The organism is Kitasatospora sp. NPDC059327 (assembly GCF_042752535.1).
Lineage (GTDB): Bacteria > Actinomycetota > Actinomycetes > Streptomycetales > Streptomycetaceae > Kitasatospora.
This window is the reverse complement of the sequence record NZ_JBHYYB010000136.1, coordinates 1-18,565: the sequence shown is the minus strand read 5'-3', so window position 1 is coordinate 18,565 and position 18,565 is coordinate 1. Positions and strand designations below refer to the sequence as shown.

At 72.9% G+C, this 18,565-nt stretch carries 14 protein-coding genes; 6 read left to right on the top strand and 8 right to left on the bottom strand.

What is annotated here, in order from left to right:
• Window positions 1–222 precede the first annotated feature (222 nt).
• From ACFXHB_RS40730 to ACFXHB_RS40705, 6 genes are all read right to left on the bottom strand, one after another.
• Window positions 223–1,335 (bottom strand): type IV pilus twitching motility protein PilT, encoded by a 1,113-nt coding sequence (locus ACFXHB_RS40730; RefSeq protein WP_380581549.1) that lies wholly within the window; start codon window positions 1,333–1,335, stop codon window positions 223–225.
• Window positions 1,332–5,291 carry a hypothetical protein gene (locus ACFXHB_RS40725; RefSeq protein WP_380581547.1) on the bottom strand — a complete coding sequence of 1,320 codons (3,960 nt, stop codon included), beginning with the start codon at window positions 5,289–5,291 and terminating at the stop codon, window positions 1,332–1,334. The genes ACFXHB_RS40730 and ACFXHB_RS40725 overlap by 4 nt, the downstream gene beginning before the upstream one ends.
• Window positions 5,288–5,812, bottom strand: coding sequence for a type II secretion system protein (locus tag ACFXHB_RS40720; protein ID WP_380581545.1), 525 nt, complete (start codon window positions 5,810–5,812; stop codon window positions 5,288–5,290). Before ACFXHB_RS40720 ends, ACFXHB_RS40725 begins: the two co-directional genes overlap by 4 nt.
• The gene (locus ACFXHB_RS40715) at window positions 5,809–6,243 is read right to left on the bottom strand and encodes a type II secretion system protein (protein ID WP_380581543.1); all 435 of its coding nucleotides are present in this window, start codon (window positions 6,241–6,243) and stop codon (window positions 5,809–5,811) included. The genes ACFXHB_RS40720 and ACFXHB_RS40715 overlap by 4 nt, the downstream gene beginning before the upstream one ends.
• Complete coding sequence (locus ACFXHB_RS40710) at window positions 6,240–7,451, bottom strand: type II secretion system F family protein (RefSeq protein ID WP_380581541.1); 1,212 nt, start codon at window positions 7,449–7,451, stop codon at window positions 6,240–6,242. Before ACFXHB_RS40710 ends, ACFXHB_RS40715 begins: the two co-directional genes overlap by 4 nt.
• 125 nt (window positions 7,452–7,576) lie before the next feature.
• Window positions 7,577–9,412 carry a GspE/PulE family protein gene (locus ACFXHB_RS40705; protein ID WP_380581539.1) on the bottom strand — a complete coding sequence of 612 codons (1,836 nt, stop codon included), beginning with the start codon at window positions 9,410–9,412 and terminating at the stop codon, window positions 7,577–7,579.
• A 276-nt stretch (window positions 9,413–9,688) separates the two neighbouring features.
• On the opposite strand from ACFXHB_RS40705, the gene ACFXHB_RS40700 reads away from it, so the two are divergent.
• The 3 genes from ACFXHB_RS40700 (at window position 9,689) to ACFXHB_RS40690 (ending at window position 11,753) form a co-directional block, all read left to right on the top strand.
• Window positions 9,689–10,039, top strand: coding sequence for a type II secretion system protein (locus ACFXHB_RS40700; RefSeq protein ID WP_380581537.1), 351 nt, complete (start codon window positions 9,689–9,691; stop codon window positions 10,037–10,039).
• Between the two features lie 199 nt (window positions 10,040–10,238).
• On the top strand, window positions 10,239–11,036 hold the full coding sequence (locus ACFXHB_RS40695; RefSeq protein ID WP_380581535.1) for a prepilin peptidase: 798 nt from the start codon (window positions 10,239–10,241) through the stop codon (window positions 11,034–11,036).
• 165 nt (window positions 11,037–11,201) lie between these two features.
• The gene (locus ACFXHB_RS40690) at window positions 11,202–11,753 is read left to right on the top strand and encodes a PadR family transcriptional regulator (protein WP_380581533.1); all 552 of its coding nucleotides are present in this window, start codon (window positions 11,202–11,204) and stop codon (window positions 11,751–11,753) included.
• A gap of 269 nt (window positions 11,754–12,022) precedes the next feature.
• Here the strand turns inward: ACFXHB_RS40690 and ACFXHB_RS40685 are convergent, their stop codons facing one another.
• Window positions 12,023–14,026 (bottom strand): FG-GAP-like repeat-containing protein, encoded by a 2,004-nt coding sequence (locus ACFXHB_RS40685; RefSeq protein ID WP_380581531.1) that lies wholly within the window; start codon window positions 14,024–14,026, stop codon window positions 12,023–12,025.
• Between the two features lie 165 nt (window positions 14,027–14,191).
• A complete protein-coding gene (locus ACFXHB_RS40680; RefSeq protein ID WP_380581529.1) occupies window positions 14,192–15,421 on the bottom strand; it encodes a hypothetical protein in 1,230 nt (409 codons plus the stop codon).
• Between the two features lie 298 nt (window positions 15,422–15,719).
• On the opposite strand from ACFXHB_RS40680, the gene ACFXHB_RS40675 reads away from it, so the two are divergent.
• The 3 genes from ACFXHB_RS40675 (at window position 15,720) to ACFXHB_RS40665 (ending at window position 18,407) form a co-directional block, all read left to right on the top strand.
• On the top strand, window positions 15,720–16,355 hold the full coding sequence (locus tag ACFXHB_RS40675; RefSeq protein WP_380581527.1) for a hypothetical protein: 636 nt from the start codon (window positions 15,720–15,722) through the stop codon (window positions 16,353–16,355).
• 68 nt (window positions 16,356–16,423) lie between these two features.
• Complete coding sequence (locus ACFXHB_RS40670; protein ID WP_380581524.1) at window positions 16,424–18,013, top strand: prepilin-type N-terminal cleavage/methylation domain-containing protein; 1,590 nt, start codon at window positions 16,424–16,426, stop codon at window positions 18,011–18,013.
• Window positions 18,014–18,017: 4 nt separating this feature from the next.
• Window positions 18,018–18,407 carry an excalibur calcium-binding domain-containing protein gene (locus ACFXHB_RS40665; protein WP_380581521.1) on the top strand — a complete coding sequence of 130 codons (390 nt, stop codon included), beginning with the start codon at window positions 18,018–18,020 and terminating at the stop codon, window positions 18,405–18,407.
• The last annotated feature ends 158 nt before the right edge of the window (window positions 18,408–18,565 follow it).

Here is an 18,565-nt window from a genome sequence, read left to right as displayed (position 1 = left end):
CGGTTGGGATCGTGCGCCACCTCCCGAGGCCCAGTCGTGGGCTGGCGCCCGCCCGGGGCCCACGGGGATGGGTGGCGGAGCGGGTGGCCGGCTGGTCCGGCCTCCCGCTCCGCGTCTTCGTCGCCCCCGCCGCCGGTCGTCCCTGTACCCGGTCTGCCGGGCCCGGGACCGGCCGGGATCCGGTCGTCCTCCCGGGAGCTCGGGAAGCCACCCGCCGGACGCTCAGGCGTGGCCGGCCGGGACGGGGGGCCACTGGATGTCCTCCGGGTGGGCGGTGTGCCGCACGGCCTCCTCGTGGGCGACGGCGCCGGCCGCGACGAGCGCGTTGATGCTCGCCTCCAGGGTCCGCATGCCGTCGCGGTGGCCGGTCGCGATCATGTTGCGGATCTGGCGGGTCTTGCCCTCGCGGATCAGGTTGCGGATCGCCGACGTGGCCACCAGCACCTCGAAGGCGGCCACCCGGCCCCCGCCGATCCGGGGGATCAGGGTCTGGTTGAGGACGCCGACCAGGGTGTGCGCCAATTGCAGCCGGATCTGCGGCTGTTGCTCCGCCGGGAACACGTCGACGATGCGGTCCAGCGTCTGTGACGTGTCGTTGGTGTGCAGGGTGGCGAGCACCAGGTGCCCGGTCTCGGCGATGGTCAGGGCCGCCGAGATGCTCTCCGGGTCGCGCATCTCGCCCAGGAGCAGGACATCGGGATCCTCGCGCAGGGCCGAGCGCAGCGCGGCGGGGAACGAGTCGGTGTCGGTGCCGACCTCGCGCTGGTTGACCGCCGAGCGCTTGTGGCGGTGCAGGTACTCGATCGGGTCCTCGATGGTGAGGATGTGCGCCGACCGGTGCGTGTTGACGTGGTCGAGGAGCGCCGCCAGGCTGGTCGACTTCCCCGACCCGGTCGGCCCGGTGACCAGCACGAACCCGCGCGGCAGGCCCGCCCACCCGATGACGACCGGGGGGAGCCCGAGCTGCTCGGACGACGGCACGTCGAACGGGATGATCCGCAGCGCCAGCGCCGACGTGCCGCGCTGCACGAAGGCGTTCCCGCGCAACCGGGCCCGCTCGCCCCAGCTGAACGCGAAATCGACCTGCTTCTCGCGGCGGAACCGTTCCGTGAGGTCCGTGCCCAGGACCCCGGTCACCAGGCGGTCGACCTCCGGCTCGGTCAGCGCGGCCCCCTCGACCGGCCGCAGGGCGCCGTCGACCCGGAGGAACGGCGCCGAACCGGCGGTGAGCAGCAGGTCGCTGCCGCCCCGCGCCCACAGCTCACCGAGCAGGTGGTCGATGATCGCGGCACTCGGTCCGGACGTGCCGGCCTCCGAGGTGCTGTGCTCGCTCATGGCAGGACCTTCCACTGTTTGACGGTGCCGGCGTGGCCGTCGAAGGACACGGCGGCCTGGACGAGCGGGCCGGACAGCAGGTCGATCCGGGTGCCGCCGAGGTGCTCGGTCGCGCCGCCGCTTCCGGCGGTGACGGTGTAGGTCACGGTCAGCCCGGCCAGCTGGGAGGCCTCGGTCAGGCCGCACGGCGTCAGGTCGATCCGGTCGGACACGGGGCCGTCGGAGCCGGTACGGACCGGCACGTCCACCGCGGCGTCGACGCCGGCGCAGCTGCTGCCGGTGAAGTCCACCGACACCTTCACCGACCCCACGTCGCCGTTCTCGTGGTGCGCCACCTGCAGGACGGCGTGGTCGAGCGGCCCGGTGCCGGCCGGGGCCGGCGGGGTGTAGCCGCCGAGCGTGAGGGCCGCCCGGCCGCCGCCGGGCACGGCGGCGGCCGTGACGTCGACGGGCGCGCCGGGTGCCGGGGCCGCGAACCCGGTGACGGCGGTGACCGACTCCGGTTTCGCGATCACGGCGGGATAGGTCGTGAACAGCACCGGCTCCGGCGGGATCCCGATCACCGGGCGGAGGTATCCGGCGGCCGGGCGGAGGCCGAGACCGATGGTCCGGGCGATGATGCCGCGGGTGACGACCTGGGAGCCGACCTGGTTCATCGACAGGTCGACGGCGCCGGTCGGCGCGTAGACGGTGCCGTTGATCAGCAGGCGGCTGTGGTCGGTGGCCGTGTCGGCGTCGGCGGTCGACTTCAGCACCGCGCAGCGGTCGCCCGCGGTGAGGCAGCCGGAGAGGGCCCTGATGGACGGGGCCCGGAACACGATGTCGAGCTCGACGCCGTCGAGCCGGTCGGCGGCGGCGGTACTGCCCGCGCCCGACCTCGCCGTGTAGTCGACGGCGAGTCCGGTCATCTGCTCCGGCTTGGTGACCCCGCAGGCGCCGAGGTCGACCACGTCGACGCCGAGTGCCCCTGGACGGGTGGTCAGGGGGTGGTTCGCGTCGCAGGCGGTACCGGTGCCGGAGACGGTCAGCGCGGCGGTGGGTGGCTCCGCCGGCGCGGGTGCGGGCGGGGGTGGCTCGGTCGGCGTGGGCGTGGGGGGCTCCGTCGGCGTGGGTGCGGGGGGTTCGGTCGGCGCGGGCGGTGCCGGGGTGGTGTCGTCGTCCTGGTGCGCCACGCGCAGCACGACCTTGTCGATCACCGCCCCCGCCGGCAGCGGCGCCATCGTGAACGCGCCGAGCCGGATCGACGCCGACGGGGTGGCCGCGGCGAGCGTCGCGGTCGAGGTGGTGGTGTCGATGGACTGCGCGTTCTTCGGGTCGGTGAACGCCGCGGCGCCGGGCGTCGCGGTGCTGATCGCCGTGGTGGGCCGTACCGCGACCGGGGGGCGCCAGGCCAGGTCCAGGGTGACGCCGTCGAGCTGATCGGTGGCGGTGGTGCCGCCGGCGCCGAGGGCGGCGGTGTAGGTCACCACCAGGCCGGTCAGCTGGGCGGGGTCGGTCAGCCCGCAGGCGGCGACCAGGTCCAGGGTGTCTGTGCCCAGGGCGCTCTGGTGCGCGGGGAGCTGTTGCGGGGAGGTGCAGGAGCGGGGGAGGCCGGGCCCGGTCAGGACGACCGCGGCGGTCGGCGGCGGTCCTCCGGCCGCCCCCGGATCGTCGCGGTGCGCGACGCGCAGCAGGGCCCCGTCCAGGACCGAGCCCGGTGCCACCGCGGGGGCGTCGAAACCGCCGAGGTCGATGCCGGCGGTCGGCCTGGCCGGGCCGAGTGCGGCGCGGGCCGTGGCGGCGCCGTCGATCGTCTTGGCGTCGGCCGCGGCGGCGAAGGTCGTCGACTCCGCGCTCGTCGCGGGCCGGGGCGCCGGCGGGTCGTGGACGACTTCGAGCCACACACCGTCCAGGGATCCGGCGCCCGCGGTGCCGCCCGCGCGCAGTCCGGCGGAGTAGGTCGCGGTCAGGCCGGTCAGCTGGGCGGGGTCGGTGATGCCGCAGGCCTTCAGGTCGACGCGGTCGTCGCCCGGGCCGGTCCGCGCGGTGAGCGGCAGGCGGGCGCACCGGCCACCGCCGCCCGCGGGGGTGACGTCGAGTCCGGGCGCCGCGTCGCCGGTCTCCTGATGGGCCACCCGCAGCACGACGGAGCGGATCGTCGACCCGGGCGGCAAGGGCGGCAGGCCGAACCCGGCCAGGGTGATCGACGCGGACGGGGCCGCCGGGCCCAGATCGGCGCGGGTCACCAGGGGGGTCGGCTGTTCGCCGATCTCCAGGGCGTTCGCGGGGTCGGTGCCGGGAGCGGTGAACCCGGTCGACGCGCTCACGGCGGTCGGCTTGAAGGTGGTCGGCGTGCGGTAGGCGACCTCCAGCCAGATGCCGTCCAGGCGTTCCGTGGCGCCGGTGCCGTCGGTGTCCAGGGTGGCGGTGTGGGTCACCGTCAGGCCGGCGAGCCGGGCCGGGTCGGTGAGCCCGCACGGGCCCAGCAGGTCGATCGCGGGGTCCGTGGCGAGCGCCGTGTGCCGGGGCAGGTCGTCGGCGCGGCAGGTGTCCGTGCCGACGGCGGCGGTGACCTTCACCGCGCCGGGAGCGGTCAGGTCGCCGTCCTCCTCGTGCCTGACCCGCAGCGTCGCGCCGGTGATGACGGAGCCGGCCGGCACCCGGGGGGTGAAGCCGGCGAACTGGACCGAGGCCGACCGACGCTTCGACGGGTCGAGGACGGCGTCGGCCGTGCAGCTCGCGGTGCCCGTCGGTGGCGAACACCCGGGCAGGGTCGGCCGTTCGCCACCGGTCAGGGCGTGGGCCGGGTTGGCGAAGCCGGTGTTGGTGAGCATCGCCGTCGGCTTCAGCGGGTGGGACTCCTTCGGTGGCTGGACCCCGTACACCGCCACCTGCTGCGCGTCCGGGGTGACCGGGGCGCACAGTTCGACGTGTCCGCGGTCGACCTGGAGCCGGCTGCCGCCGCCCATCATGACCTCGACGCCCTCGGGCCGCGTCCGGTCGCAGCCGCCCGGGGCGGGGACGGTCGGGCGGGTGGCGGCCCCGGGGTCCCAGCCGGCCGGGGTGCCGCCGACCACGCTGACGGTGGGATCGCCGACCGTCCAGACGTCGGCGCCGCCGGTGAAGGTGAGGTCGAAGTAGTAGACACCGGGCTGCAGCCACACCACGACGCCGGGGCAGCCGCCGCCGGTGAGCGCGGTGAGCGCGCGGGCGTCGTCGTAGGAGCCGGGCCGCAACCGCACCAGCCAGGCACCGGGCGCGGGGCACGCGGGGACCGTCCGCCGGACCGGGACGGCGGTGGCGGGCGGGGTGTAGTCCGGGTCGGCGCCCACGGCTTCGTCGGCGGGGGCCGGCGGGGTGTCGTTCGCGCAGTCGCGCACGTACGGCGCCTGGGACGGGGGCAGCCGGGTCTGTGACACGGCGCCGGAGCAGGCCCCGACGGCGGACACGTCGCCCGTCACCACCATCGAGGCGTCCGCGCCGGTGGTGATGTTCGCGTGGGAGAAGACGCTCCCCTGGACGCGCAGGCCCGGTGCGGTCACCTTGACACCGTCGTCCGCCGACCGGCCCAGGCTGCGCAGCGCGTCCTGCGGCTGGGTCGCGCGGGTGGTGGCGGGCGAGGCGTTGAGGGGGTCGCAGTGGACGATCATCTGCCGGTCGTTGAGCGGCGGGGCGGTGTAGTCGGCGCACGGGTTGCCCTGCGAGAAGTTCGCGATCGCGAGCTGCGTGGCACCGTCCGCGCTGTAGGCCCGCTTGCCCTGGCCGACGTACACGCCCGCGGCCTTCAGCGACGTGCCGGCGAAGGACAGGACCGACACGGCGATCAGGCTGAAGACGACGATGAAGACCAGCGCGAGGATCAGTGTCGCGCCCTGTTCGTCGTCGTGCGGGCGGCGCGGGGCGATGCGGCACGGGTGGAGGCGGCGCGGGCCGGCGCGGCGCGGGTCGGGGCGGCGCGGGTCGGGGCGGCCGGTCATGAGGCGCTCGATCGTCGGACGGCGGTCAGGGTCGTCGGCGCCGAGGCCGGGTCGCTCCGCACGGTCAGCGTTACCTCCATGGGCGAGGTGCACGAGGTCTCGGCACCGCAGCCCAGAGTCACCGGATGGGTCGATGTGGCGTGGTCGAACCGGCCCAGCAGCGTGGTCACGACGGCTCCGTCGCCGCACGTCACCCGGCTGAGGGCGCCGGTCGGCCGGTCGTAGGTGTAGACGACGTCGGTGCCGGTCCGGCTCAGGTGGACGATCACGTCGGCGACGCCGCACGCGGGGGCGGTCGTGACGCTGTCCGCGCTGTGCACGTCGCCGTAGAAGTAGCGGGTGAGCGTGGCCGTCGCGCCGGTGGCGGCCACCCGCTTCTCGGTGTCCGCCGTGACCCGCAGGCCGAGGACGATCGCCTTCGGCAGCAGGGTCGCGATGATGCCCACGATGACGATCGTGACCAGCAGCTCGGTCAGGGTGAACCCCGACTCCGGGCGCGCGGTCGGCTGTCGTGTCGTCATGACGGCACCGACTCCCGCTTGATCACCTCAAGGGTGGTGTCGCGGACGGGGTGGGGGCCGGTCGCGCGCACGGTGAGCGTCACCTTCTGCACTCCGGCGTCGGCCGTCGGGCAGGGCCGGCCGAACGCGCCGACCCCGTCCCAGTACGCGATCTCGACGGTCACGGTGTACCCGGCCGTCGGCGTCGGTGTCCCGTACCCGGTGGCGCAGGACACGTACGGGGCCCCGACGACCTGCTCGGCGGCGCTGCGGACGAGCGCGTCGGCGGTGGTCACCTTCCGCTGCGTGGCCGAGCTGATGATCGCGGTGCCGATGCCCCCGAGGATCGCCACGAAGGCGACGCCGATGAGCGCCACGGCGACGAGGGCCTCGACCAGCGTCTCGCCCTCGTCGCCGCGACGGCGGCGCGGGCGGCGGGCCGGGCCGGTCACTGGACGCCGACCTGGCTGTAGACGCCGTAGATCGCCGAGAGCAGGGCGACGGCCACGAAACCCACGACGACCCCGACCATGATCACCACAGTGGGCTCGAACAGGCTGGTCAGCCGCTTCAGCTTGTGCTGCAGTTCCTTCTCGTAGAACTCCGACACGTTGTCGAGCTGGTCGTCGAGGGTCCCGGTCTCCTCCCCCACCCGCATCATCTGGGTGACCGCCCCGGGGAACAGCTTGGTGCGGGCGATCGGCCGGGAGATGCCGCCGCCTTCGAGCATCTCCGTCCGGGCCGTCCCGAGGGACCGCTCGTAGACGAGGTTGTTGGCGCCCGCGCCGGCCAGGCCGAGCGCCTCGGGGATGGGCACGCCGGCCCTGATCATCGAGGTCAGGATGCGGCAGAACCGTTCGATGACCATGAAGCGGACCACGTCGCCGACCACCGGTGTCGCCAGCAGGAAGCGGTCGCGCAGCGCTCGTCCGCGCTCGGTCCGCAAGGCGGCGACCAGTGCCGCGACGAGCGCGACGAGCCCGCCGACGATGACCGGGTACCAGGCCGTGACGAAGTCGGTGAAGCCCAGCAGGATCCTCGTGGGCAGCGGCAGTTCCGCGTGGAAGGAGGCGAAGAACTCCTTGAAACGGGGCAGCACGAAGATGACGAGGACGAGGACGACGGCGACGGCCAGGCCCATCACCAGGATCGGATAGGTCAGAGCGGAGCGGATGCCGCGCCGGCCCTCCACGTCGCGCTCGATGTAGCGGGCCAACTGAGCCATCACCACGTCGAGTTCGCCGGTCGCCTCGGCCGAGCGGAGGACCGCGACGTAGAACGGCGGGAGTGCCGCGCGGTGGGCGGCCATCGCGACGGCGAAGCCTTCGCCGAACCGCAGCGAGTCCATGACGTCGACGAGCACCCGGCCCAGCTTCTTGTCCTTGGTCTCGGCGCGGATGATCTCCAGGGCGTCCAGGATGGGCACGCCGGCCTTGATGAAGGCGGCCATCTGGCGGGAGAAGTTGCTCAGTTCGACCAGGTCGATCTTCTTCGCGGTGAGTTCGAGCCGCAGCAGGTCGCGCCCCGCGGCCGTGACCGACCGCACGTCGTAGCCCTGCCGGGTCAGGCTGTCGGTCACGCCGTCGACACTGGAGCCCTTGAGCACGCCGGTGGCCCGCCTCCCGTCCGGGCCGACCGCGACGTACTTGAAGGTGGCCATGCCGATGTCCTCCTGGTTTCCGGTGTCCGGGGGTTCGCGTCGTGGGTGTTCGGGTGGGGCGTCCGGCGATCCGGGCCCGGGGCGGGTCCTCGACGCCCCCGGGCGGCGCTCCGAGGACGCGCCCGCTAGGCCACGTACACGCTGGACATGATCTCGGCGATGGTGGTGGTCCCCTCCTCCACCAGACGGACGCCGCCGTCCAGGAGGCTCTCCATGTGCTGCTCGCGGGCGGCCGCGCGCAGGCTGTCGACCGGAGCGTTCTCGACGAGCAGCCGCTTGACCGCGTCGCTCGTCACCAGCAGTTCGAAGACGCCGATCCGCTCCTGGTAGCCGGTCCGGGAGCAGAAGTTGCAGCCCCGCCCCTGCCAGAACTCGGTGTCGGGCGACCCGCCGGCCTTGGTGAAGAAGGCCAGCTCGTCCACGCCCGGCCGGTAGGGCTCGCGGCACTGGTCGCAGATCCGCCGGACCAGTCGCTGGCTGACCACCCCGGCGACCGTGGAGGTGATCAGGAACGGCTCGATGCCCATGTCGGCGAACCGGTGCAGCGCCGAGCAGGCGTCGGCGGCGTGGATGGACGACAGGACGAAGTGGCCGGTGAGAGCGGACTCGACCGCGATCCGGGCCGTCTCGGCGTCCCGGATCTCGCCGACCAGGATCACGTCGGGGTCCTGTCGCAGGATCGAGCGCAGGCCGGTCGCGAAGGTGATGCCCGCCTGGTCGTTGATCTGGATCTGGTTGACCGACGGGACCACGTACTCCACCGGGTCCTCGATGGTGGTGATGTTGCGCTCGCTCTGGTTCAGTTCGCCGAGCGTGGCGTAGAGGGTGGTCGTCTTGCCGCTGCCGGTCGGTCCGGCGCAGGCGACCATGCCGTACGGGGAGCGCAGCAGGGACGCGAACCGTTCGTAGGTCGCGGCGGGCATGCCGAGCTCGCCCAGCCGCAACAGCGTGCGGTTGCTGTCCAGCAGCCGCAGCACCGCCTTCTCGCCCCAGATGGTGGGGCTGGTCGCGACCCGGATGTCGACCGATCTGCCGTCGATCTCGGTGGTGATCTGCCCGTCCTGCGGACGCCGCCGGTCGACGATGTTCATGTTGGCCATGATCTTGATCCGGCTGACCACGGACGGGCCCATGGTCTCCGGCAGGCTCAGTACGTCGTGCAGCGCGCCGTCGATGCGGTAGCGGACCCGGACCCGGTCGGCGTGCGGTTCGACGTGGATGTCCGAGGCCCGGTCGCGCAGGCCCTGGGTCAGCATGAGGGTGACCAGGTGCACCACCGGCGCGTCCTCGCTCACCACCCTGGCACCGGAGGTGGCGTCGCGGCCGGTCTCGGTCGCCTTGAAGGCCTCGACCAGGCTGCTGACACCGGTCAGGGCCCGGTAGGTGCTGTCGATCGAGCGACGGATGTCCGAGGGGGCCGCGATCGCCAGGCTGACCCGGTCCGGCGCGACGGCCCGTCCGACCTGGTCGAGCACTCGCGGGTCACCCGGGTCGCCCGCCGCGATCAGCAGCGTGCCCTCGGTCCGCCGCACCGCGACGACGCCCAACGAGCGGGCCAGTGCCTCCGGCACCCGGGCGGCCGCGTCGGGATCGGGTTCGCTCTGGCGCAGGTCGGCGACCGGGACGTCGAGTTGGACCGACAGTGCCTCGATCAGTGACCGCTCGTCGACCATGCCGAGTTCGACCAGCAGGGCGCCGAGTCGCTTGCCCGACGCCGACTGCTGCAGGAGCGCCTCGTCCACCTGTGCCGGGGTCAGCAGGCCGCGCCGCACCAGCAGTTCGCCGAGGCGCGGCCGCTCCCGCCCCGCGTCCGGGGGCCGCGCCGTGCCGGACGTCGGGTCCGGGAGCGGTTCGTCCGTCGGGGACGGTGCCCGGTGCCGCGGTGCGTCGGGCAGGGTGCCGTCCTCGCCCGCAGGGTCTGTCGTCGCCGCGCGGCGCCGGAGAAGCCGGCGATTCGCCAAGGAACCCACCCCTTTCGCGCATCCAGAACAACGGCCGACCATTCGCCGCGCGTGTCGCCGCAGTTGTGTCAGTCGTTGATTAGTCAGCGGGATACTACATCACGCCAATCGGGGCGCCGGCGCCCCCCGGGGTGGCGGTTTTTCGTGGGATTCACCTCTTGCGGGCCTACTTGGCGCTCAGTAGTCTGCGGCTGATTAATCAGGAAGTTACTATCGCCCGGCTTTGCCTGCCGCGGTCGCTGTAGATGGAGAAAGATGTTCACAAACCTGCAAGGCATGTCGCGCCGGCGAATGCGCGCACGGAACGAGACGGCGGAAGCCGGCTTCACGCTGATCGAGCTGCTCGTGGTCATCGTGATCCTCGGCATCCTGTCCGCCATCGTCGTCTTCTCCGTCCGCGGCATCAACGACAAGGGCCAGAGCGCGGCGTGCAAGACCGACAAGGCCACGATCAGCACCGCGGAAGAGGCGTTCTTCGCCAGTCACGACCCCGGTAAGTACGGCACCATGGACGAGCTGGTGAAGGCCGGGTTCCTGTCCATCGCTTCCGAGTGGTACGACGTCAACCCGAAGGACGGCTCGTACGTGTTCTCGCCCCCGGTCGGCAAGTCGAGCCCCTGCGGCTGATCCGGGGGAGGCCTCACCGGACGCGACCGGCCGGCGATCGTCGGCCCCCCGCGGCGTCGGCGGATCCGTCGTGGGCCCGGACCGTCCCGCGGACGGTGCGCCCGGCCCGGACCACTGTCCCGATCGCTCGCATCGTGCCGGTCTTGACCGATACGCACCGTACGGCACCATTGCGCCCATGCCATCCACTTTTGTTGTGATGATCGGTCTTTTGGGCCTCGCGGTGGGGTCGTTCCTCAACGTCGTCGTCTCCCGGGTGCCCGCCGGCCGCTCGGTCCTGCGGCCCCGCTCCGCCTGCCCGCGCTGCGCCACCCCGATCGCGGCCCGGGACAACATCCCCGTCGTGTCCTGGCTCCTGCTGGGCCGGCGCTGCCGCTCCTGCCGGGTGCCGATCCCCGCGCGCTACCCGCTGATCGAGGCGCTCACCGCGATCCTGTTCCTCGCCGAGGCGCTGCGGTTCGGCTGGTCGGAAGTGCTGCCGGCCGAACTGGTCTTCACCGCCGGGCTGTTGGCCCTGGCCGCCTGCGATGCCGAACACTTCCTGCTCCCTCGACGGCTGATCTACCCGACCCTCGGGCTCACCGCCGCCTGCCTGCTCGCGGCCGCGGCGGCCACCGGTCAGTGGCAGCGGCTCGGCGTGACCGCGGCCTGCGGGCTGGGCTGGTTCGCCGTCTTCTTCGCCCTGCACTGGGTGCGGCCGGCCTGGCTCGGATTCGGCGACGTGCGCCTGGCCGGCCTGCTCGGCACCGGACTGGGCTGGCTCGGCCCGTCGTACCTCGTCCTCGCGCTGCTGGCCGGCAGCGCCGCCGGGTTGGTGGTGGCCATCGCGCTCATCGCGTCGGGGCGGGCGACGCGCCACACCCGCCTCCCGTTCGGGGTGTTCCTCGCCGCCGGTGCCATCGCGGCCGTCCTCGTCGGCGCGCCCGTCATCCACTGGTACGAGGGCCTGAGTGACCCGTACGCGATCGGTGCGGCGCTCACGACGGTCCGCCGCTGACCATGACCACCTGGGCCGGTTGCCGGGCGCGGGCCGGGAACGCCGGCGGATCCGCGGCCGGCCCTCCGGGCCGATCGATCGCTCCGCCGGGAACACGGCGCCTGTACCGAGCCCTTCCGGCTCCAGGTCTCGGCCGGCATCGTCACGATCCTTACCCTTGTCACCATGAAGGAACTTGATCTGCCACTGGCCGAGTGGATTGTGCTCGCACTCATGGCCGAAGGGCCCAGCCACGGCTTCGCCATCGCCTCCCTCACCGCGGAGGGAGCGGACATCGGTGAGTTCTGGTACATCTCCCGACCGATGGTCTACCGGTCGATCACGCGGCTGGTCGAGCGCGGACTGATCACGCCGGTCGGCGCGGAGGACGGCAATCGCGGACCGCAGCGCATGGTCTACGCCGTCACCCGCTCGGCGAAGGCGACGGTCACCCGCTGGCTCGGCGAACCCGTGACCCAGCTGTTCGACGTCCGCGCCGACCTCACGTGCAAGCTGCTGCTGCTCCAGCGCCGCGACACCAGCCCGGCTCGCCTGGTCGAGCGTCAGCGGGTCGTCATCGACGAGATCGAGGAGTCGCTGCGGGCCAAGGAGGACGCCGCCGGCGACCACCTCGCCCGCGCGATCTACGCCTGGCGACTGGAACACGTCCGCGCCGCGCGCCGGTTCCTCGACGCCGCCGAGGTCGACTCGGCGCGGGAGGCCGCCACGACCGGCTGACGTCACGCTCGTGGTCGTCCTTCCTCGGCAACCATCCCGCCGCCCCGCGCGCGAGGATGTCACCCGACCGGCAGCCGCCGGAACGACCGCGACGGACGAAACCCCGCCGCCACACCCGTCACCGTCCGTCCGGAACACCCGGTAGCGGTGGACAGCGCTCAACGGTGTGCGCGCGGCAGTGCGAAGGGCTCGGCGACCGCGTCATCGCGATCGCCGAGCCCTTGACGCAGGTCAGCGTCTCATCGGAACCCGCCGGAGACGCCGGTCGGTCACGGCACCTCGACGACGGTCTCGCAGGAGCCGCCGGGCGTGATCGCGTCCGTGCCCGGGAGCGTCGGGCCGCCGTTGGCGTCGCCGGCGCAGACGTCCGTGCCGTTGCCGCCGGAGAGGGTGTCGCTGCCGGCACCACCGATCACGGTGTCGTTGCCGCCACCACCGGAGAGCGCGTCGTCGCCGGCCCCGCCCTGGAGGACGTCGTCGCCGTCGCCGCCGCTGATGGCGTCGTTGCCGTCACCGCCGTCGACGTAGTCGTTCCCGCTGCCGCCCGACACCGCGTCGTTGCCGCCGAAGGTGCAGATCGTGTCGTTGCCGCCGTTGCCGCTGACACTGTCGTTCCCGTTGCCGGTCACGATCACGTCGGCGCCGCTCGTGCCGGACACGGCACCGTTGCCGACGATCGTGGCGGCGAGACCGCGGCAGCCGGCCGAGACGCCGATCGTCACGGTCGCCACGTTCGACTCGTCCGTGCCGTCGGTCGCCTTGTAGGTGAAGCTGTCGCTGCCGACGTAGCCGCCGGTGGGCCGGTAGTCGAACGAGCCGTCCGGGGCGAGCGTGAGGGTGCCGTGCGCCGGCCCGGTCACGACCGACGCCGTCAGCGTGTTGCCGTCGGGGTCCGTGTCGTCGCCGAGCACTCCGGGAGCGCCGACGACGAGCGCGGTGTCCGCCCCGATGTGGCTGTACGCGTCGTTCGCGGCCGTCGGCGGCCGGTTCGTGGTGTTGAACAGCACCGAGGCGTCGTTGACGTACGTCGCCGAGCCGTTGCTGTTGGCCGTGGCGATGTCGGGACGCCCGTCGCCGTCGAGGTCGGCCACGGCGGTGGCCTGCGGGTTGCGACCGCCGTTCAGCCCGAAGGCGAGCGGGCCGGCGAACGCACCGGTGCCGGCGCCCTCCAGCACGACGGCCTCGTTCGAATCGGCGCTGGAGACGACCAGGTCGGCGTGGCCGTCGCCGTTGAGATCGGCCACCGAGGCGGAGCTGAGGTTCGTCCCCGCCGACAGGACGTTCGCGGTGCCGAATCCGCCGGCGCCGTCGCCGAGCAGGACGGCGACGCGCCCCGGTGTGCCGGGCGCCACGACGACCGCGTCCGGCTTGCCGTCCTCGTTGACGTCGGCGAGCTTGGGCTTGGACGGCAGCGTCACACCGGCCGGGACGCTCGACGGCGTGCCGAAGCCCCCGCTCCCGTCGCCCAGGAACACGGAGAGCGTGCCGGTCGACAGGTTGGACGTCAGGAGGTCCAGGTGGCCGTCGCCGTTGAGATCGGCGGCCGCGAGGCCCTGCGGGCCGGTACCGGCGCCCAGGGCGAACTGCGTCGCCGCGGCGAACGTGCCGTCGCCGTTGCCGGTCACCACCGAGACGTTGTTGGTGTTCGCGTTCGACGTCGCGAGATCCGGCGTGCCGTCCTCGTCGAAGTCGCCCACGGCGACGTCGGTCGGGAAGCGCGCGACGCACGGATTGTCGCCCGTGCTGTCGCACCCGGGCGTCGGGTTGAGCTGCGTCTTGGCACCGGTGCCGAGCGCGCCGGTGCCGTCGCCGAGCCAGACCAGGGCGACGTTGCCGCGCGAGTCCTGGCTGATGACGTCCTGGTGGCCGTCGCCGTTGACGTCGCGGATGACCGCCGAGCCGAGGAAGACGCTCGACGCGGTCTTCGGCGCCGGGTACTTCGTCACGGGGCCGAAGCCGCCGCCGCCCGTACCGAGGAACACGCCCAGGCCCTCGGCGCGGATCGCCGTCACGAGGTCCGGTACCCCGTCGTGGTCGAGGTCGCCGATCGCGACGGCGGAGCTGCCGCGGCCGTTGTCGTCGAGGTTCACCGCGGTGCCGAAGGCGGTCGTGTCGGCGGCGGTCGTGTCGGCGGCGGCCGCCGAGGCCGGACCGCCGGCCAGGACGACGGTCGCCACCGCGAGGACGAGGGTCGGAACCCGGCGGGACCGACGGCGCGTGAGCGCGACCGAGCGGCCGTCCGGCGTGAGGTGCCGACGTGGTGATCTGCCCATGGATGGGGCCCCTCCTCAGGGCCTGCTGAACAGGAGTGGGTGACGCACCGGGGCGGGACGACCGCCGACCGACGCGGGCGCGCCGACGGGGGATCGGTGGTCCGGGCCGTCGGCGGGCGGTGTGCGTGCCCGGCCGACGGCCCTTGGCCCAGTGCTCCGGAGTGCCTAGTAGCCGTAGGCGGCGAGGGTCTGCTGGATGGTGCTGTTGATGTCCCACTTGTTGTTGAACAGGTCGTCCCAGGCGGCCGCCGCGCCGGCGTTGCCACCGGTCAGGGCGACGCCGTACTGCTCGATCTCCCCGTAGCCGGAGTACGCGCTTGAGTCGACGTCGGTCCACGTGTTGGGGTCATTGCCCGTGGTGCCGTTCAGCGAACTCGACGTCCAGCTCACGTGCATGATGTTCGACTTCGCGACGAGACCCAGCTGGGTGTTCCCGCCGGCGTTCGCCGTCACCGCGCCGCGGACCTGGCTGATCCCGGACTCCAGGCGCACCTTGCAGGCCGTGCCCGCGGTGTCGCAGGCGCTCCCGGTGAACACGTTCTGGCCCGCGCCGCTCGTGACCCAGGTGAACCCGTTCTGGATCAGCGCCTGCTTGGACGCCGCACCGAACGGTGCGGACGCCGGGTCCGCGACCGCGACCCGGTTCCCGCTCGTCCCGAGCCAGGTCACCAACCCGGAGATCGTCGTGGGGGCGCCGCCGGCGACCGGCGAGGCGTCACATCGGGGCGACTGCGCCTTGCCGTTGCCGCTGCCGTTCGCGTCGGCGCCGAGCGCCAGCGGCGGGGTCCCGCCGTTGGACGGGTCGTCACCCTTGGTCGAGCCCGCCCAGCTGCCGCTGCAGCTGTAGATCGCCAGGTGCCCGATCGCCACGGCGTGCCTGCTGGAGGCCGTGCCGTTGCACTCGACGCTCGCGCTCGCGGTGCACGTCCCACCCAGCGAGGTCGGGATCACCGCGTCCGCGTTGGCCGCGTCCGCCGACAGGAACGCGTCGATGTGCAGCGGCCCGTCGACGCAGTTGTTGGACGACGACGGGTTGCACGTGGTGTACGGACCCGCGCTCTTCAGCTGCTGACGCAGGCTGCCCGAGGTGATCCCGCGCATCGTCGACGTGTCGATCGCCGGCTTGTTCCAGTACCCGCCGACCTGCGAGGCGGTGTTCGCGGTGAACGCCGTGAACGACTCCAGCGACTCGATCGTGCTCTTCATGTCCCTCGTCGCGGGGTACATGTTGTTGGCGATGGCGACCTGCGCGTTCGTGGTGGCGAACGCCGCCGGTGACGCGACGGCGATCAGCGCCGTCACGAGGGCGCTCACCGCGAACGCCCTCCGTACCCGGTGCAGGGCGGTGCGGGCGGAGTTCGGGGCGCGCCAAGCGCGCCTGGACCTGTGGTTCATCTGCTTGCTCCTCGTCGATCCGGTGGGGCGGCGGCTCCCGCACGGGCATCCCGCTGGTGGGATCGGACAAGTGCCCGAAGCACCTGGCATCTGCGAGGCTTCCCGGCGTGATCACGCCGCACATGCGTAGATGGTGCTCACTCGGAGGCCCAGTAGTCAATGATTGACAACCTTGCTGGGCACGGATCTAATGCACCTATCCAGCCTGCAGCGGGGCCGGCGGCCGAGGGCCGTCGGTCCGCTGCCACGCGCATGGAAGGGCTGGCGGCACGAGGGGCAGAGGCGTGGAATGGCACTGTTGAGCAGACTGTCGCGCTCGCGCGTGACCAAGTGGGGCGCACTGGCTCTCGGGCTGGCCGTGGTGGCGCTGGTCGTCGTGGCGCTGACGCGCGGAGGCGCGGACCAGGCCGCCGCGGCCCGGAAGGCCGACCCCGAGTGGTGCACGCCGGGCACCCAGCGCTCCGCGCTCTGCCCGCACGGCAAGGAGTTCGACCCGAAGGAGTACGCCACCCACGGCAACGCCTTCGAGTGCGCCAACTTCGCCAGTCAGGCGGATGCCCAGGCGGTGCTGCGGGTCGATCCCGGCGATCCGAACCGCCTCGACGACGGAGGCGGCGTCGCGTGTCGTGGACTGGCGGCACCGCGCGACACCACGCCGGTCGCCGGCGTCACCCAGCAGGCCGGGTGCGGTCCCGGCGAGCCCCGCGGCGCGCGCTGTCCGCAGCCGGAACGGCCCTTCGACGCCCGCTGGTTCCTGCGCTACGGCAGTGACGCCTACGACTGCGCGGACTTCGCGAGCCAGGCGGACGCGCAGGCCGTCCTGCGGTTCGGGCCGGCCGATCCGAACCGTCTCGACGACGACGGCAACGGCATCGCGTGCCCGGACCTGCCGGGACCGAAGGACGTCAAACCCGTGCGACGGAAGGCCTCATGACGAGGCGACGGTTCGCGCGTACGCCCGGGCCGAACGTGACCCATCGATCGAAGGAAGCCCCGACCGCCATGACATCGGACCATCTCCCGCCCCCGTGGCGCTCCAGACGCCAGGACGGCTTCACGCTCATCGAGCTGCTCGTGGTCATCGTGATCCTCGGCGTCCTCGCCGCCATCGTGGTGTTCTCCGTCCGGGGCATCGGCGACAAGGGCCACAAGGCCGCGATCGCCGCGGACGCGGCCACGCTGCGAACGGCGGAGGAGTCCTACTGCGCGAAGCACGGGCAGTACGCGACGGTCGATGATCTGAAGGCCGACGGGCTGCTGGCCGGCGACCCGGTCTACAACGTGGTCGTGGTCGGCGAGGAGAACAAGTGCGGCCGGGGCGAGAAGTCGTCGTTCGCGCTCTACGACGCCTCCACGTCGACGGAGCCCGCGGTGGACCCGATCCCGGCCGGTACGAATCCGGCCGACCTCGCGGTCGACGAGAAGGCGAACCGCGTGTACGTCGTGGCCGGCGGCAGCAACGACGTGACCGTGATCGACGGCAGGACCGACACCCCGATCGGTGCTCCGATCGACGTCTCCGCCGCCGTGTCGGGCCCGACCCGCATCGCCGTCAACCCCGGCACGGGCCAGGTCTACGTCGGGGGTACCGGCGGTGTCGCGGTCATCGACACGGCCAACGCCAACCAGGTGACCCGGGTGAGCGGCTTCACGGCGACCGTCGCGGCCCTGGCCGTCTCCCCCGAGAACGGCGAGGTCTACGTGGGCGGCGGTGCCGGGGGCAACGACTCGGTGGTCGCCTACATTCCGGCCGGCGGCTCGTCGGCGACGCCGATCCCCCTGCCCGTCGCGGGAATCGTGCCCGTCGGCATGGACTTCGCCTTCGACCCCGGGCGCCACGCCGTGTACCTCACCAAGGCGAACCTCGGCCTCGGCGCGACCGACGCCGCCGCCATCGGCCTCTTCCGCATCTCCTCGCAGACCCACGCCGCCACCGTCGTGGCACAGTTCCCGACGAGGTCTCTCTGTAGCGCCCCCAACGCCGGGGACGTCCTCGTCGGCGGCAGCGCCCGGGGCGGCCTCGCCGTCGATCCCGTCCGCAACCTGGTCTACCTCCTCGCCAGGAGGTGCGTCCCGAACCCGGCGAGTCCCTCGGGCAAGTGGATCACCGTCGCGACGACGATCGTCATCAACCCCGCCGACGGCAGCTCCACACCGATCAACGACCTCGGCGGATCGACCTTCATCCCCGCCGCGCCGGTCTACAACCCGGCGGCCGGAGCGGTCTTCGTCGAACTGCTGGGCGGACCCACCGGAGCGAAGTGCGGTACCGGTGGGGGTCGCGTCGACCGGATCGTCGGGGCGACGGTCACGGGGCAGGCATTCGTCTGCGCCGCGTCGAGCGCCAAGGGGAACCCGGCGCACCAGGCCACCGTGCTGAAGAAGTTCAACCGGATCTTCCTCGCACAACAGAGCAGCGGCGGCGCGCCGGGCGGCATCGGGGTGACCGACGGCGGCACGCTGCTGGCGCTGGCGCCGCTCGGCACGCCCCGCCAGTTCGGGGCGTTCGCCACCAACGACACCACGGCGAAGGTGTACGCGGTCGATCCGGAACACGGAACGGTCGAGGTGTTCCGGACCGGATCGGAGTAGGACGATGCCGGAGCAGCCACGCACCGTCCACCGGGGTCCGGCCCGGCCGCCGCGGCCGGCTCGTCGTACCGCCGTCGCGGTGCTCGGCGTGATCGCGGCGATCACCCTGACCGCGTGCGGCGGCGGGGACGGGCCCCCGGCGCACGCCTTCGACGTCGCTCCGTACGTGCGTCAGGGGCACGTGGTCGACTGCGACGCGTTCAGGAGCCAGGCCGACGCGCAGGCGGTGCTGCGTGCGGACGCGCTCGACCCGAACGTGCTCGACCGGGACGGTGACGGCGTCGCGTGCCCGGACCTCCCCGGGCCGAAGGACCGGAAGCCGGTCCACCGCGACTTCCTGACCGATGTCGACGGCGCGCCGGTCGCCGAGCCGCTCAAGTCGCCGCCGCCGTAGCCGGCGGCGGGATCGCGGCCCTCCGCGTCGGGCGGGCCGGGCGGACGGCGCCTGCCCCGGGTTCTCGCCCGGGGCAGGCGCCGTTCTCGCGCCCTGGGGCGTGTTTGCAAAGTCCCGCCTGGTCCGACGCGACTTTGCAAACACGCCCTAGAAGAAGC

What these genes read in the sequence shown, in the direction of transcription:
- ACFXHB_RS40665 (WP_380581521.1), top strand. Translation starts at nt 18,018, where the DNA reads ATGCCGGAGCAGCCACGCACCGTCCACCGGGGTCCGGCCCGGCCGCCG.
- ACFXHB_RS40690 (WP_380581533.1), top strand. Translation starts at nt 11,202, where the DNA reads ATGAAGGAACTTGATCTGCCACTGGCCGAGTGGATTGTGCTCGCACTC.
- ACFXHB_RS40670 (WP_380581524.1), top strand. Translation starts at nt 16,424, where the DNA reads ATGACATCGGACCATCTCCCGCCCCCGTGGCGCTCCAGACGCCAGGAC.
- ACFXHB_RS40685 (WP_380581531.1), bottom strand. Translation starts at nt 14,026, where the DNA reads ATGGGCAGATCACCACGTCGGCACCTCACGCCGGACGGCCGCTCGGTC.
- ACFXHB_RS40730 (WP_380581549.1), bottom strand. Translation starts at nt 1,335, where the DNA reads ATGAGCGAGCACAGCACCTCGGAGGCCGGCACGTCCGGACCGAGTGCC.
- ACFXHB_RS40700 (WP_380581537.1), top strand. Translation starts at nt 9,689, where the DNA reads ATGTCGCGCCGGCGAATGCGCGCACGGAACGAGACGGCGGAAGCCGGC.
- ACFXHB_RS40710 (WP_380581541.1), bottom strand. Translation starts at nt 7,451, where the DNA reads ATGGCCACCTTCAAGTACGTCGCGGTCGGCCCGGACGGGAGGCGGGCC.
- ACFXHB_RS40695 (WP_380581535.1), top strand. Translation starts at nt 10,239, where the DNA reads ATGATCGGTCTTTTGGGCCTCGCGGTGGGGTCGTTCCTCAACGTCGTC.
- ACFXHB_RS40725 (WP_380581547.1), bottom strand. Translation starts at nt 5,291, where the DNA reads ATGACCGGCCGCCCCGACCCGCGCCGCCCCGACCCGCGCCGCGCCGGC.
- ACFXHB_RS40680 (WP_380581529.1), bottom strand. Translation starts at nt 15,421, where the DNA reads ATGAACCACAGGTCCAGGCGCGCTTGGCGCGCCCCGAACTCCGCCCGC.
- ACFXHB_RS40720 (WP_380581545.1), bottom strand. Translation starts at nt 5,812, where the DNA reads ATGACGACACGACAGCCGACCGCGCGCCCGGAGTCGGGGTTCACCCTG.